We start from the raw sequence: 14,495 nt of genomic DNA on the forward strand, positions 1-14,495 counted from the left end.
AATCACATGGAGGGTTCCAGTGCCTCTTCGTCAGTGTCTGTGGCGCCGTGGCGAGCCTGTTCCGTCTGCTTCGGCGCGGCGGGCACCCATCCCCGTAGTTGCTGGACCACCGCACCGTAGAACGTGTCGGTGGATGAGGTCACGCTGGTGATGAAGCTGGCCGCAGTACCCGATCGCCTACTGCCCATGGGGAATGTCTGCTCGAGACTGAACGACACGATCTCACCGGCCCGACCCTGGGTCAGAACCTTCGGATCCGCACGCACCGTGTCCAGGTGCTCGCACGCTTCGTTGCCTCGCTCGGAAAACACCGCTTCGACCTGGACATCGCCCGGGACGTCCTTGAGCTGCTTCAGCAGCCACGACAACCGACGACCCGAGGTGCCCTCATCGGGTGCCTCGACGGTGGTGCGGCAGCGAATCCTGTTGGTGCGCACATCGGCGATCACCACAAGATCACCTGCGGTTTCAGGTATTCGTAGCACGGCCTCGAACACGCCGTCGCCCGCCAACCGCTCGGCCACCGACGCGTTCCGAGCTGCCGGGTCGGAGCTCAACCGACGAGGGAGGATGTGCTTGACGGTGACCCCCAGCTCGGCCGTCAGTCGCAGCGCAAGATGCCGCGACAAAGACACCCAGGTGTCGGCCACGGCCAGTGCCTTCTCATCGCCGCCTCGTAGCGTGCCGGCAGTGACCGCATCGCGGATGGTGACCCAGTGCCGGCCCATGTCGACGAACTCAGCCGCCCCGGAACGAGGGTGATCGAGGTAGCGAAGGAACTCGGCCAGGATCCAGGCCTGCAGATCGTCGTCGATCCCACCGTGCGAGAGCAACATCCGCGCCTCGTGGGCCACCTCGGCCCACGACAGATGCCGCAGAGCGACCTTCGCGAGCTTGCGGCGGTCGACCTCGACCGGCAGCTCTCCGGCGCTGGCGGGGACGTCGTTCGACAAGCTGACCACCACGTCGTACTTCTTCTTGCGGGCGACGTCGAGGTAATTTTCGAGCTGCTCTTTCTTGAGCTTGCCGTTGCCGGTCTTGACCTCGAGCAACGCGGTCCACAGGCGGCTCCCGCGGGAGACCTTCAATACGGCGTCGGGGATGACCTTTGTCTCACCCTGTTCGTACTGCACCTCGACGTATCCCTCGAACGCGCCGGTCGGTGCGCCCATTCGGGCACACACTGCACGTGCGAAGGGGCGCACGGCCTGCATGGTGGCGATCAGGGCTGACGTCGCGCGCCGCTCCTGTTCCTCGCCGGTTCCGACGCCGATCACCGAGAACAGACGCGCCGGCTGCCAGGTGTCGAGTTCGGCGAGTATGAACTCACGTGGCTTGGACTTCTTCACCGCCCGCTTGGTGGTGCGCACGCCCCGGCTCTTCGCTTTCGGCTGCGTGGGCGCTTGGGCCGGTTGTTCGCGCACCACGTCGTCGTGCGGGGTATCGGCGGAGGAGTCGTGTGGCTCGGGTGCCAGGAGTTCTTCGGAGGGTGGAACTTCTTCGGAGGCATCGCCGTTTTCGAGATCCGGGTCGTCATCAATCGCGACCCCGAAGTCCGTAGCCAGACCGGCCAAACCGGACTCCCAGCCCTGCCCGACCGCGCGTACCTTCCATTCACCGGCACGGCGGTATACCTCGCCGAAGACGAATGCGGATTCGGTGGTGGCGTCGGCGGTGACGTATTCGGCCAACGAATGCCCCGCCGCGTCGACCACCCGGAGGGCGAGTTTGCCGAGGTCACCGAAGTTGCCTGAGCTGACGCTGCCGACCAACGCCACCGTGTGCACGTCCTCAGGCACTGCCGACAAGTCGAGAGCGATCCGGGCCTGCACTCCCTCCTCGGTGGCACCGGCGCCCAGGAACCTGATCGAACCGTCCGACGATTCCGGCTGGTTGTAGAAAACGAAGTCCTCGTCCGAGCGAACCTTGCCGTCCGCATTCAGGAGCAAGGCCGACGCGTCGACCTCGATCTCCGCTTCGGTCCACCCGATGACCACGTCGATCTGGAACACATCACTCGGCAAGGACATGTTCTGCCCCTTGGACATCATCGGAAAAGTCATCGGACCCGCCTTCGTTCGACCTTGAATCGCATTCACCTGTACGGCCGAACACTGCCCTTGCCGACTACAGGGTCCGTCGCATCGAATCGCATACTAATCGGTCCGGTTCGGGGAGAAACGACTTCCTGGCAAAAATCGCACCCAACTCGTCAGCGTGCGGCCCGGAACAGGATCGTGTCGAAATAGCCACCGGCCGAACGGCTGTCAGTGGCGTGAATGACACCCTGTGGTGATTGCCGTCGAGCCTCGTCGGAGTCTGAGCCCCCACCTCACATCGACAACACCATGCGCGCGAGGAGTCGGCCCCACTCCGGGTCGCTGTTGTCGTGCACCCCGTAACCTTCGCCGATCGCACCGGTGAGCATGAGGAATTCGATGGTCGGCCTAGCGATCCAGTAGGCCTCCAGCCCCTCGACCACTGTTTTGTCGCTCGCCCGCCACCCGAGGGCCGCGAGTCCCTCGGCGACCACGCTCTGACGTTCATTCGGTGACGCACCGGCGGCGAGGGCGAGGAGCACCAGGTATCCGGCCTCCCGCTCCACCCGGTCGGTGCCGAGTGGCAGCCTGTTGAGGAGGTGGCTCCACATTCCGCGCGCGTTGCCCGCAAACTCGGCGCCCAGCTTGGTCTGCACCAGCTTGCCCTTGTACTTGCGCGCCAGCCCGAGTGTCTTCGTGTACACGTGCAGCAGGTGCACCGGCCGCTGGTCGTTTTCGCGGTTGTTGGTCGACGGCCAGCCGTCGAATCCCGGTAGTTCCCGGGCCTCGGCCACCACGGCCGGCGGGAGGTGACCGGCCTTCGTCAGGGTGATGCCGTCGGCTCCGATGCGCTGCAGGAACCAGCGCAGGTGCAGGGTCACCGCCTCCTGCGCGACGAGGTAGTCACCCGATCGTTGGGTCAGGTGGGCACGTTCGAGCATCGAATAGACCTGCGGCGCAGCGCGGGGCGGCATGTGGCGGAGCAACTCGGCGAATGCCGAGTCGGGCACCGGACCGTGCGACCGGACTGCCTCGTGTCCTCCCAGACTCGCGTTGACGACGGTGGGGTCGAAAGATTCGGGCGAGAATCCCGAACCCACCCACGCGCTCGCGTCCTGGTGCTCGGGATGGCTCGGGTCGGCCAGCACCCCCAGCAGATCGGCGTATCCACCGGGTCCGCCCGAATTCTCGGGAGGGCATGCCCGGGCACCGGCGAGGCACTGCGTTTTCGGCTCAGGATCGCCGGCCCTGATCTGCTCCAGGACGATCGTATGGTCCCAGCCGTCCCCGAAGTCGTAGGCATACGACAACTGGTCGCCCGGCTGCACCAGCACCTGGTCCAGCCGGATGTCGTCCTCGCACAACTCGTCGTCCTCGTCGGCGAAACCCTCGTCGATGCTCTCCTGCATCTCGTACCGCTCGGATGCGGGCGGCTCCCCACCGACCCACGCGTGCAGGTGGCTGTCGTACCACCCCATCACCGTCTGCAGCACCGGATGCAGCTGGTTGAGCCGCAGATTCGACGGGACGACGAACTGCCGCCAGATGGTGGGCGACACGTCGTCGAGCTCGATGCGCAGCTGGTAGCTCACGACGTCGAGTCGTCCCGAACGCTGCGAAGGCCGGTCGATGACCGGTTGGTCGGGAACGACGGAGAGGTGTCTGCGTGAGCCCGAATCTGCCATGGGGTCATGGTAGGGCCAGCTCCGGACAGCCGCGACAACGCTGGCGAGTCCAATCCGGCATCTGGGACACCGAGGCGTGTGACGATGGTGAAGTTCGTCGGCATCCCGGGACCGTGTGGAGAGCGAAATGGAAGTTCGGAAAGTCGTGGACCTACGGCAGGACGATGCCGGGGCGCCGCGCGTCTTCGGTGAGCCCTATGAGACGGCGGACGGTTCCACGGTCATCACCGTCGCGCGGGTTCACCGCGGGTTTCGCTTCGGCAAGCTGAGCGGACGAGAGACTAGGCGGGACGGTGATCTCACGGTGTCACCGGTCGGCGTGTTCGTCATCCACGGCGGCAGGGTGTGGTGGCAGCCGGCCGTCGATTCGACGCGGATCGCGCTAATGGGCGAGTTCATCGGGTTGGCGTCGGCGGTGATCGCCACGTTGGCCGTTCTACGCCGTCCGCCGTGGCCCGATCTGCGGCGGCGGTGAGTAACTGACCGGCATGCGCAGGCAGATCACTTGGCGGTTGCTTTGCGCGGTCGTCCCCTACGCGCGGGCTTGGCCGGGACCTCGCTCTCCGATTCGGCGGAAGCCTCCTCCGCCTCGTCGTTACCGGACGGGCCGTCGCGCCAACTTATTTCGATCTCCAACTCGATCTGGTCACCTTCGACCTCGATCTCGAGCTCCCAGCGAACCTGGTCGGCCACGTCGATGGTGATCGAGTCGCCACCCGATCCCAGTTCCACCTCGGAGCCACTCGCGAGGGCCTGCCCGAGCGCGATGAGTCTGTCGGACACCTCCTTCCGAGTGAGCTCGGACGTCCGCTTGATCTCCAACTTGGGCACGACGACTCCTGACCTCGGCACAGTGTGTTCTCACCGTAACTGTCAGGACGAGTCGACGTTGCTCAAACGGCCGCGACCGGAAGCGAAGGGATCGAGCCGAGTGGTCGACTCGCTGCGGCGAAGTCGGTGAGTGCGCTTCCGTCGGTCTGCCTCGGTCAACCCACCCCAAACACCGTACGTTTCACCCGCCGCCAGAGCGTGCTCGCGGCACGGCGCGAGCACGGGGCAGGGCTTGCAGATCTGCCGAGCCTTCGCTTCGCGCCGGACGCGAGCCGAACCGCGTTCCCCGTCGGGCGAGTAGAACACCGCCGGATCAGCGCCACGGCACGCGGCGCGCAGCACCCAGTCACCCGGAACGAGGGTGGCGATCTCCTCATGCGTGGCGGCGCTCAGCGACGAAAGGCCTCGTCCGGGAGCTGTCGAAGTCTCGGTCGGCACGAGAGTCCCTTCTGCTGTGTCGGCGGCGCAGTCGGTGGCGGCGGCATTCGGCGGGTGATCCGCCCTTGCCCACCGACGTTGCCCGTCGTCACTTCAGACTCCCCGAACAGCGGAGCAGAGAACACAGGAGCTTTCCCTAGTCCTGCCTAGGCACCGACCCGGACCGAGGGAGACGCCGACGATTCAACTCATCACGACGACTGGCCGGCCATTGACCTTGCCGCTTTCGAGGTCGTCGAAGGCGCTCAGGGCATCGTCGAAGGTGTACCGAACGAGATCGATGCCGATCTGGCCCGTTCTGGCCAGCGCGACGAGGTCGTGCAGGTCCTGATATGTCCCGCTGTAGGGGCGGGTGATCGAAGCACCCCACGGCAGGGAGGCGGCTACCTGCGAGGTTTCGAACTCGAAGACTCCGTCGTTCAGGCCAGGAACCCGAATCGAGCCATACGGTGCAACCACCGCACCGGCGAGCTTCAACGTCGCCGAGTTCCCTACGAGGTCCAGAACGAAATCGGCGCCGTATCCACCGGCTGCGCCCATTACTTGGTCGGCGACGTCCGAGGAATCGGATGCGAATGTGTAGTCGACTTTGTGTCGCACCGCGGCGAGCGCCGCTTCCCTGATATCGAGCGCGATGATTCGAACGCTGGTGAGGGCACGAAGCAACTCGACAGCGAACTGGCCGAGACCGCCCACTCCGATGACCACCGCCGTCGAGCCCGGCCGCAAGAGGTCTCTGGCGGCATTGATGGAGTGATAGGGCACGAGGCCTGCGTCGGGGAGAACCGCCGCGAATGCGGGGTCGAGGCCATTCGCGGGCACGACGGCCCTCGCTGGAACCGTGACGAATTCGGCCATTCCCCCGTCAATGGAGATCCCTGGGGTTGTTGCGGGGTACATTCGTCCGCCCGTGTTCAGACAGGCGTTCTCCCGGCCGGCGGCACATTGCCGGCATCGGCCGCAGGACCAGACGGGGTGCACCACAACGAGGTCACCGATCGACAGGTCGTCCACGCCCTCCCCGCACTCGACGATGTGGCCGGCGATCTCATGACCGAGCACCACGCCTGTGGGGATCATCGGCTCGGGTGCCGCGCGGACATGAACGTCGGTTTGGCAGACACCCGCGGCGGCGACGCGCAGCACCACGTGGCCGGGAGTGATCTTCGGATCAGGCACCTCGCTGTGTTCGACCTTGTTCACACCGAGATATTGGATAGCTCGCATTGGGTCGTCTCCTTATGAGCCTTGCGGAACGTGCAGATATGCCGTGCCGAGAATCCCGACAGGTCGGCAAAAAGATATCGGTGCAGGCGGTGGCAATGAGAGTGTCACATTGCCACCGCCTGCACCGATGAGTCCCGTACGCGTCAGTCTTCACTCAGCACGATGGCTGCTTCGGGACAACTGGAAGCGCCGAGCCGCGCTGCTTCTTCCTGACCCTGACGGACTTCTCGTTCAACGTCGCGGTTGTCCGAGAAGCCCTCGTCGTCGGGCTCGTACACGTCCGGGGCGATGGAGTAGCACCGTCCGTGGCCCGTGCACAGTCCTCCGTCGATTCTCAGTTTCATGGTGATCAGCCTTTCGCTTCGTCGTCGACGTCGAAGGTGATCTCGAGCGACGTCGTTGTCCTGAGTTGGCCTGTTTCGGTCTTCACCGACGTTCCTTCGGTGATGTGGAAATTGGGAATGCGTCGGAGGAATTCTTCGAGCGTCACCTTGAGTTCGAGCCGGGCCAGATGGGAACCCAGGCAGCGGTGCGGTCCCATACCGAAGGCCGTGTGCACGACGCCCTTGCGGTGAATATCCAGGGTGGTGGGATCTTCCGTCGTTGCCGGGTCGCGCGAGACTGCGGCGTAATTGAGAGCGATCCAGTCCCCCTCGCGAAGTTCGAGGTCACCGAGAGTGGTGTCCTGGGTGACGTAACGCGCTGGCGCGACCACCGGGGCGAAGAGGCGAACGAACTCTTCGACGGCTTGTGGGATGAGGCCGGGGTTGTCGCACAGTTCCTTACGCACATCCTCGTGCTGGGCAAGGTAGTTGACCGCGGCGGTCATCGCATGGGTGGTCGTCGCCAGCCCACCGAAGACGAGGTCGAGAACGATCGCGACTTTGTCCTCCCACGGGGCGGGTTCGCCGTCTTCCCGGGTGACGCCGGCGTTGACGATGTCCACCACGTCTCCCCGTGGCGCTTCCTTGCTCCGCATTTCCAGATATTCCGACAGATAGTCGTTTACCTTCATGAAGTATTGGGGGCGTTCTTCCACGGGCCCGAAGGTTCCCTTGTCGATACCTTCGAAGAGTTCGGGCAGGTCGGCCTCGGGCACTCCCATGACGCAGCGGAAGAAGACCATCCCGGGAAGGTGCGCGGAGAAGTCGCGGACGAAGTTGCAACTGCCCTTCGTCTCGAAATTGTCGATCAGCTCGTTCGCGATCGTCCGGATCTGGTCCTCGAAGCCGGCGACTGTCGTGGGCGAGAAGAACGGGTTGAGCGCCTTGCGCCACTTGTCGTGGTACGGCGGGTCCGACTCCTCGGGCAAGATGGTGGGTGTTCCTTCCGGTCGGTTGACCGCGTAGCCCTTGGCTGAGCTGAAGGTACGCCAGTCCTGCGCAGCCTTCTTCACATCTTTGTAGGTGTTGATCACCTTGTAGCCGTGCCCAGTCTGGCTGTGCGCAACCGGACATTTGGCTGCCATCTCGTTGAGCACCTCATCGAAGCGCTCGTTGAATTCCGGATCCTCGAAATCGAAATCCGAGAACATGTCTCGCTTGAACGGCTGAACCGACGGGTTCTGGGTCATGAGGAAACCTTCCTTGCGGGATTGCTGTAAGCGTTCGAGGTGAGGTGTTCACGCCGGAGCTGAGGGAGTGATGTTCGGCAATCTGGCGGCAGCCTCTGCCTGCACTCGCTGTGACTCCTGCCACAACAAACTATAGTTATATTTACACTCTTTGAAGGTGCTGTCAAGCGGCCCGCGCGGAGGCCTGGCCGGCACACCAACGCACGGGCGGAGTGTTCTTACGCGAGCACACGGTCGCGTGTTTCCGGCATCCGCGCATACACGACCAGACCGAAAAGGGCTGCAGCAGCGACGTACAGCCATACCCAGTCCTGCAATCCACTCGTCGCCAACCAGGTGGTGACATATGGGGCGGTTCCGCCGAAAACGGCGACTGCGATGGCATACGGAAACCCGATTCCCGTCGTGCGCACCTCGGCCGGAAACTGTTCGGCCATGACCGTGGCGATCAGTCCCGCATACCCGGCAAGCAGTGTCACACCGATCATCTCGACCGCGAAAAGCGTCCAGAATCCCCCGGTACCAAGGAGAGCGAACGCGGGATAGGCGAAGACCACGAAGCCGCCCGCGAAGGTGAGCATCACCGGCTTGCGCCCTACACGGTCGGCGAGAATGCCGACGAAGGGCAGGAGGCAGAGGAAGTAGGCGAGTGCAATGGTGTTAGCGACCAGCGCCGTCTGCAGATCCATCGTCTTGATCGCTGCACTGACGTAGCCGGGCATGTAATTGATCCAGATGTAGTAGATGAGGACGCCCGCGGCCGCCATCCCGATCACGCGCAGTGCCTCCCGCGGGTGTTTCCGGAACACTTCGGTCAGAGGGTTTCGGGCCACCCGGCCCTCCGCCTGCACAGCGCGAAAGCTGTCGGTTTCGTCCAATCCGATCCGCAGCCAGAGCCCGACCAGGCCCAGCAGACCGCCCCCGATGAAGGCGGCCCGCCAACCCCAGGTGGACATCGTCTCGGCGTCGAGCGTAGAGGTCAGAATGAGCGATAACACGGCGGCGATGAGGACCCCTAGTCCGGCTGAAACCTGTTGCCAGGAACCAGCGAACGCTCGGCGCATGCCGGTCGCAGACTCCACCAGCAACGACGAGGAGGAGCCGAACTCGCCGCCGGCCGAGAATCCCTGCACGAGGCGAGCCAGCAGGAGGATGATCGGCGCCGCGACTCCGATCTGCGCGTAGGTGGGGCACAGTGCGATTACGAAGGCGCAGCCCGCCATCATCACGATGGTCAGCGTGAGCCCCTTCTTCCGGCCGTGCCGATCGGTGAAAACGCCGATCAGTGCGCCGCCGACCGGACGCATGAGGAACCCGACCGCGAACACCGCCAATGTCGCCAGCAGGCTCGCTGCCGGGGAGGCCGGTGGGAAGAACTGGCTGGCAAAGACCGGCGCCAGGGCGCTGTAGAGCGCCCAATCGATCCACTCGACAGTGTTTCCCACAGATCCGGCAATCAAGGCCTTTCGCCGTCGTCGGGATGCGAGTTCGGACTCGCTGTTACGTTCCTGGATCGTCATAGATGAACCCTCCGCTGACATTGACACACCTGATGAAGAGGCACCACCACAGGCGCCGGTGTGACCCAAGTAACTACAGTTACTATATGTATATTTACTTTCCGCAGTGACCTTGTCAACACGAAACCGGGAGGCGACGGGCGGCCGACGACTCGAGGGGCAGGACGCATCGCGCCCTGCCCCTCGACGGGTAGTTGGGTGTGTCGGCCGGCAGCTAACTGCCGACGAAGTGCGCTGGGCGCTTCTCGGCCAGCGCGCGGCGCGCCTCGCGGGAATCGTCGGTTGCCGTGACAACCGCATGATGCGAGGAGATGAGATCCAATGCGGTTCTCAAGTCATGTCTTTCACCCAACCGGGTGCTGCGCTTGATGAGTTGCACCGCGATAGGCGGTTGGCGGGCGATCTCGGAGGCCAATTCGTGGATGGCGTCGTCCAGCTGATCGTCGGGATGCACCGCGCTGACAATGCCGAGGGAAAGCGCCTCTTCGGCATCGACAATTCTTCCGGTCCACATGAGTTGAAGAGCTGTCGCGGTGCCCACGATGCGAGGCAGTAGGTAGCAGCCCCCGTCGCCAGGGACGAGACCGACACGGATGTAGGCCTGCGAGAATCGGGCCGACTCACCCGCCAGTCGAATATCGGTGAGTAGTGCCATGTCCATGCCTGCGCCGATCGCGTCCCCCGGAATTGCGGACAAGTACGGTTTGCTGAGCGCCTCCGCTGCGTGGGCGACCTTGTGGACGCGTTTGGTCAGTAGCTCTTTCGCGCCCAGAGGCGTGGGCGCGATGCTATCGAGGACAGAGAGATCGACGCCGGAGCAGAAGGCCCCGCCTGCCCCGGTCACCACCACCACCCGAACGTTCGAGTCCTCCTCGGCCTCGATGAGGGCGTGAGCCCACGCGTCGATCATCTCCAGAGTGAATGCGTTCTTCCGCTGCGGGCGGTTGAGTCGGATGGTGGCGATGTGTTCGGCCACCTCGTATTCGAGATCTGTCATCGAGATACCTTTTAAGTCAGCCACGCTGGTGGGTTGGTCAGCTCGAAGAGCCGAGGACGAGCACGTTGTAGTACTGGGCGCCGGACCCGGCACCGGCCACCAGACCGGTACGAGCACCCGGTACCTGCCTGTCGCCGCCGTCTCCGCGAATCTGTCGGACTGCCTCGATAATCTTCAACGTTGGTGCTCCCCAACCGATGTGAGAGAAGGAGAGGACGCCGCCGTCCGTGCAGGTCGGCAACCCTCCGTTGATTCCGATTCCGGTGTCGAGTGCGAAAGGCCCGCCGTCACCTTGTTTACAGAATCCGAGGGCCTCGTACTGCCGCAGAACCTCCGCGGAATTGACGTCGTAGAGCTGCACGAAGTCCAGGTCGTGCGGGTCGATCCCGGCACTGGCGTAGGCACGCTGCGAGGCGTCGGCGCCGATCATCCACACGTCGTCGTATCTAGGCGGGTCGACGTACTGCTGACGCATCCATTCAGCCCCGCCGCCGAGTATCCGCACGGGCGTCGACGGTAGGTCACGCGCGCGCTCCATCGACGTGACGACGAGCGCCGCGGCACCTTCGTTGGCCAGACACACGTCCAGCCGGGTGAACGGGTCGACCAAGGGAGGAGCGGCGAGAACATCCTGGGCCGTGTATGGGCCACGACCAGCCATGACTGCGTCCGGGTTGGCGGATCCGGTATTGCGAATGGTCGCGGCCACTTCGGCCATCGCCTCCCGCGCGTGCGGGTATTGGTGCAGGTAACGCTGCGCCACCAGGGCGAACTGCGCGGTGGTGAAGGACCCGAACGGTTCGACGAACTCGTTGGCGGGGCGGGTGTAGGAGGCGACGCGACCCGCTTCGGCATCCATCACACCCGCCTGTCCTCCGGTGATCAGAACGGTGTGGCACTGTCCGGTCGCGATCGCCGCGGCCGCGTCGAGTACTGCCGGCACGCCTTGGGGGTAGGTGTCGCCGATCCAGCGGACCTCGATGCCGAGCAACCCTGCCCAGTCGGCCGAGCCGGGCTGGAAGACGGTGCCACCCGGGCCGGGCCAACGGGCACAGATGCCGTCGACCTCGCTGCGATCGATTCCGGCGTCGGCGAGTGCGAGCTTCGCCGCCCGGACACTGGCAGTCAGTGAATTCATGTCGAGGCGCTTGGCCTGAGGGGTCATGCCGACGCCGACGACGGCGACATCGTGGAACGGGTGATGCCGCGTCATGACACACCGGCTGCAGTCGTGAATTGCTCCCGTACTTCCGCTTTGGTGATCTTGCCTACGGCATTGCGCGGAAGATCCGGCCACACTTCGACACGCTCGGGAATCTTGATGCTGGGCAACCCGTGGGTTCGGCACCACTGCTGCAGTTCCTCGACCGACGGCACCTGCGATCCGCTGGCGATCACCGCGGCGGCGATGGCTTCACCCCACTCCGGATCTTCGAGGCCGACGACGGCTGCTTCCCGCACCTGGGGATGCAGGGTCAGGACGTTCTCGATCTCGGTCGGCGCGATATTGAACCCGCCGCGGATGATGAGGTCTTTCTTGCGACCGACAATTTTCAGGTAACCGTCGGAAACCCACTGCCCGATGTCACCGGAGTGCATCCACCCGTCGATGAGGACTTCCGAGGTCCTCTCGGGTTCGTCGTAGTAGGACACCATCGTGTACGGGGTGCCGAAGACGATTTCTCCGGGTTCGCTGACCGGCACGTCGGCACCGTTGTCATCGACCAGGCGCACCATCACGGCCATCGATTCTTTACCGCAGGTGGCGAACAGTTCCGTGTTACCGGCCGCCGCTGCCGCGTGATCGCTCTTGCGGAGCATGGTACCGATCGAGGCGATCTCCGCCATTCCGTAGAGTTGCACGAACACCGGCCCGAATCGTTCGACAAGGTCCTTGACCCGGTCCGGGGCGATCGGCGCCGATCCGTATCCGATCGTACGGAGCGTGGGCACAGCCTCCGAGTCAATTGTCGATTCGAGCAAGCGAATCAGCATGGTGGGCACCAGGAAAGTGTGCGTGACGGAATTCAGCCGCACTTCTTCGGCGAACCGATCCGGCTTGAAGCCGCGGGAGTCCGCGAAACCGATCGCCCCGCCGAGAAGAGCGAGCGGCGCGATGGTGATCTGCATACTCGAGTTGTGCGGAATGGCGATCATCCAGCGCGAGCACTCGGAGAGCTCGTACTCGGCCACCGCAACTGCCGCGTGCTGCAGAGTTGCACCGACGTCGAAAAGGATGCCTTTCGGTCGCCCGGTGGTGCCGCTCGAGTACACGATGCAGAAGTTGTCGTCCGGCCCCACCAGGCGCTCGGTTTCCGGTGCTGCGGGAGACGATGCCGCCAGCTGCTCCTCGTAGTCGACCGGGTCGTCGATATCGAGAACAACCACGTCCGTGCCTTCGGTGATGCGCCGGGCCATCGGGGCCAGCTCGCCGTCGGCGAGGATCACCTTTGGTGTGCAATTGGCGAAGATGTCGACGTATTCCGGCTCGCCCAGCCGGAAGTTGAGGCCGACGTAGACCGCTCCGGACTTGGCGCAGCCACCGACGAGTTCGACCACTTCCATCCGGTTGGCGACCAGTACCGCGACCCGGTCGCCGCGAGCGACACCGTAGCGATCACGCAGGAGGTTGGCCAGACGGCAGGCTCGGTCGTTCACCTGTGCCCAGGTCCGTGAGCGAGCGCCGGCGAAACACGCCAGAGCTCGAGGATTCCGTCGGGCGTTCCGGCTGTAAGCGAGTCCGATGTTCATCGCGGGTCCTTTGTCTCGATGGTGCGGAAGGCGGGAAATGTCCACTGCTCGTCGATCGGCACCCACGTCACCTCGACGCGCGCACCGACCGGAGTAGGCATGTCTCCCCTATCGACGATGTTTGTCAGAAGGTGCCAGCCCTCGTCCATATCGACGATCGCCAATTGATACGGCGCCGGAATAGCGGGTGAGGGCGAGCGGTGTATCACGGTGCTGCTGTATACAGTTCCCGTACCGGAACTCGCCTGGAAGGTCCACCGCTCACTCAGGCACCGAGGGCAGATCAGCTGGGGGGTGAAGAAGTTGTGCCCACACTCGTCACAGACGGGCCGAACGAGGCGATGTTCGCGGGCCGCCTGCCAGAACGGCGCGGTCAGTGAGCTGGCGGTGGGTAAGGGACGTTCCGGTCGAACGTCCATTACCGTCCACCCACCAGGAGCAGGTGGGCTGCCTCGTCGACCGGCATACCCACGGCCACTCCGCGGTCGCGCGCCGGTCCGTTGCATGCGCTGATCAGCCCCTCGTGATATCCACGAAAGGCGTCGCCGATCGGCGCGGTTCGACCGTCGATGCACGCACCGGCGAGTCCGGCTTCCTCTGCGGTGCGCAACCCGACGATCCCGGACTCGTTCTTCGACATTCCTCCGTCGTGGCAGATGAACCCCCACGGATCAGCCTCGAGCAGGAACTTCGCGCCGCTGCGACCGGTGTGACCGGCGGTCACCATCACACTGCGGCCGGCGTCCTCGGGCAGCGCCCACACAATGGAGTCGGTCACCACGATGCGCCTGCCGTCCTCGAGCTCCTCGACCACCTGTCGGCGGATCTTGTTTCCCACCGTGGTGTCTCTCAGATCCCTGTCCCGCAACAACTCCGCCGCCTGGCGCACCGGCATGCCTACGACGACGCCGAGACATTCGGCGTGGTAGTTCACGTGCGAGATCCGACCACTCTCGTAGAGGTCACGACCGTTCCCCATCTCGACGGTCATCCCATCAGCGGTGGCAGCCGGTATCCCCAGTGCCTCGAGGTACCACAACCCGGCGATGCCGGCACCGTCCTTGCCGACGCAGGCATCGTGGCCGATGACACCGCGCGGTCGATGAACCGCACACATCCGCGCGGGAAGCACGCCGATATAGGACGCCGGAAGAACCACGTCACGGTCGGTGTTGCGATCGTCCACCCAACGCGCGGAGTCCATGATGACGATGCGCCGCCCCTCACGCTCGGCGACGATCTCCTGCGGATGGTCCTTCTCCCGCTCGAGCAGTGTCTCTCCCACGTCACTATCTCCTTGCAGATCGGCTGAAATGGCCGCACCAGTTTTGAACGATGTAGTGATATCATACGCATATTTAATCGGTCCTGAGAAGAGCTCAGGTGAAGATTCCGCCACAGCCGGGGATCGCACGGGTTGGCCTTCGCGAATCC

The 14,495-nt window shown here is 64.2% G+C and carries 14 protein-coding genes; 1 reads left to right on the top strand and 13 read right to left on the bottom strand.

The window, feature by feature from the left end; genetic code table 11:
• Positions 1-2: 2 nt before the first annotated feature.
• Together JQT59_RS28400 and JQT59_RS28405 are read right to left on the bottom strand one after the other, a co-directional pair.
• Positions 3-2,063 (bottom strand): TerD family protein, encoded by a 2,061-nt coding sequence (locus JQT59_RS28400; protein WP_213572881.1) that lies wholly within the window; start codon positions 2,061-2,063, stop codon positions 3-5.
• Positions 2,064-2,332: 269 nt separating this feature from the next.
• Positions 2,333-3,724, bottom strand: coding sequence for a plasmid pRiA4b ORF-3 family protein (locus JQT59_RS28405; RefSeq protein ID WP_213572882.1), 1,392 nt, complete (start codon positions 3,722-3,724; stop codon positions 2,333-2,335).
• A 127-nt stretch (positions 3,725-3,851) separates the two neighbouring features.
• Here JQT59_RS28405 and JQT59_RS28410 point away from each other — a divergent pair, with 127 nt between their 5' ends.
• Positions 3,852-4,199, top strand: a complete 348-nt coding sequence (locus tag JQT59_RS28410; protein ID WP_213572883.1) for a hypothetical protein — start codon at positions 3,852-3,854, stop codon at positions 4,197-4,199.
• Between the two features lie 26 nt (positions 4,200-4,225).
• On the opposite strand, the gene JQT59_RS28415 is transcribed toward JQT59_RS28410, so the two are convergent.
• The 11 genes from JQT59_RS28415 to JQT59_RS28465 all read right to left on the bottom strand — a co-directional run bounded on the left by JQT59_RS28415 (position 4,226) and on the right by JQT59_RS28465 (position 14,346).
• A complete protein-coding gene (locus JQT59_RS28415) occupies positions 4,226-4,555 on the bottom strand; it encodes an amphi-Trp domain-containing protein (RefSeq protein WP_213572884.1) in 330 nt (109 codons plus the stop codon).
• Between the two features lie 42 nt (positions 4,556-4,597).
• Positions 4,598-4,993, bottom strand: coding sequence for a WhiB family transcriptional regulator (locus JQT59_RS28420; RefSeq protein ID WP_502939747.1), 396 nt, complete (start codon positions 4,991-4,993; stop codon positions 4,598-4,600).
• Between the two features lie 183 nt (positions 4,994-5,176).
• On the bottom strand, positions 5,177-6,220 hold the full coding sequence (locus tag JQT59_RS28425) for an alcohol dehydrogenase catalytic domain-containing protein (RefSeq protein WP_213572885.1): 1,044 nt from the start codon (positions 6,218-6,220) through the stop codon (positions 5,177-5,179).
• A 143-nt stretch (positions 6,221-6,363) separates the two neighbouring features.
• The gene (locus JQT59_RS28430; RefSeq protein ID WP_213572886.1) at positions 6,364-6,564 is read right to left on the bottom strand and encodes a ferredoxin; all 201 of its coding nucleotides are present in this window, start codon (positions 6,562-6,564) and stop codon (positions 6,364-6,366) included.
• A 5-nt stretch (positions 6,565-6,569) separates the two neighbouring features.
• Positions 6,570-7,793: a cytochrome P450 gene (locus JQT59_RS28435; RefSeq protein WP_213572887.1), complete on the bottom strand. Its 1,224-nt coding sequence runs from the start codon at positions 7,791-7,793 to the stop codon at positions 6,570-6,572.
• Between the two features lie 218 nt (positions 7,794-8,011).
• Positions 8,012-9,313 carry an MFS transporter gene (locus JQT59_RS28440; protein WP_213572888.1) on the bottom strand — a complete coding sequence of 434 codons (1,302 nt, stop codon included), beginning with the start codon at positions 9,311-9,313 and terminating at the stop codon, positions 8,012-8,014.
• Between the two features lie 214 nt (positions 9,314-9,527).
• On the bottom strand, positions 9,528-10,310 hold the full coding sequence (locus JQT59_RS28445; RefSeq protein ID WP_213572889.1) for an enoyl-CoA hydratase/isomerase family protein: 783 nt from the start codon (positions 10,308-10,310) through the stop codon (positions 9,528-9,530).
• Positions 10,311-10,347: 37 nt separating this feature from the next.
• Positions 10,348-11,523, bottom strand: a complete 1,176-nt coding sequence (locus JQT59_RS28450) for a thiolase family protein (protein ID WP_213572890.1) — start codon at positions 11,521-11,523, stop codon at positions 10,348-10,350.
• Entirely contained in the window at positions 11,520-13,061 is a 1,542-nt protein-coding gene (locus JQT59_RS28455; RefSeq protein WP_213572891.1) for a class I adenylate-forming enzyme family protein, read from the bottom strand. The genes JQT59_RS28450 and JQT59_RS28455 overlap by 4 nt, the downstream gene beginning before the upstream one ends.
• The gene (locus JQT59_RS28460) at positions 13,058-13,480 is read right to left on the bottom strand and encodes a Zn-ribbon domain-containing OB-fold protein (protein ID WP_213572892.1); all 423 of its coding nucleotides are present in this window, start codon (positions 13,478-13,480) and stop codon (positions 13,058-13,060) included. The genes JQT59_RS28455 and JQT59_RS28460 overlap by 4 nt, the downstream gene beginning before the upstream one ends.
• Positions 13,480-14,346: a hypothetical protein gene (locus JQT59_RS28465; protein WP_213572893.1), complete on the bottom strand. Its 867-nt coding sequence runs from the start codon at positions 14,344-14,346 to the stop codon at positions 13,480-13,482. The genes JQT59_RS28460 and JQT59_RS28465 overlap by 1 nt, the downstream gene beginning before the upstream one ends.
• Positions 14,347-14,495 lie beyond the last annotated feature (149 nt).

The sequence above is a fragment of the Rhodococcus sp. USK13 genome, assembly GCF_018343855.1.
Classification (GTDB): domain Bacteria; phylum Actinomycetota; class Actinomycetes; order Mycobacteriales; family Mycobacteriaceae; genus Rhodococcus_F; species Rhodococcus_F oxybenzonivorans.

Excerpts from the sequence above, each read along its gene's own strand:
- JQT59_RS28455 (WP_213572891.1), bottom strand. The coding sequence starts at position 13,061 with ATGAACATCGGACTCGCTTACAGCCGGAACGCCCGACGGAATCCTCGA.
- JQT59_RS28450 (WP_213572890.1), bottom strand. The coding sequence starts at position 11,523 with ATGACGCGGCATCACCCGTTCCACGATGTCGCCGTCGTCGGCGTCGGC.
- JQT59_RS28410 (WP_213572883.1), top strand. The coding sequence starts at position 3,852 with ATGGAAGTTCGGAAAGTCGTGGACCTACGGCAGGACGATGCCGGGGCG.
- JQT59_RS28445 (WP_213572889.1), bottom strand. The coding sequence starts at position 10,310 with ATGACAGATCTCGAATACGAGGTGGCCGAACACATCGCCACCATCCGA.
- JQT59_RS28430 (WP_213572886.1), bottom strand. The coding sequence starts at position 6,564 with ATGAAACTGAGAATCGACGGAGGACTGTGCACGGGCCACGGACGGTGC.
- JQT59_RS28460 (WP_213572892.1), bottom strand. The coding sequence starts at position 13,480 with ATGGACGTTCGACCGGAACGTCCCTTACCCACCGCCAGCTCACTGACC.
- JQT59_RS28405 (WP_213572882.1), bottom strand. The coding sequence starts at position 3,724 with ATGGCAGATTCGGGCTCACGCAGACACCTCTCCGTCGTTCCCGACCAA.
- JQT59_RS28400 (WP_213572881.1), bottom strand. The coding sequence starts at position 2,063 with ATGACTTTTCCGATGATGTCCAAGGGGCAGAACATGTCCTTGCCGAGT.
- JQT59_RS28425 (WP_213572885.1), bottom strand. The coding sequence starts at position 6,220 with ATGCGAGCTATCCAATATCTCGGTGTGAACAAGGTCGAACACAGCGAG.
- JQT59_RS28435 (WP_213572887.1), bottom strand. The coding sequence starts at position 7,793 with ATGACCCAGAACCCGTCGGTTCAGCCGTTCAAGCGAGACATGTTCTCG.
- JQT59_RS28440 (WP_213572888.1), bottom strand. The coding sequence starts at position 9,313 with ATGACGATCCAGGAACGTAACAGCGAGTCCGAACTCGCATCCCGACGA.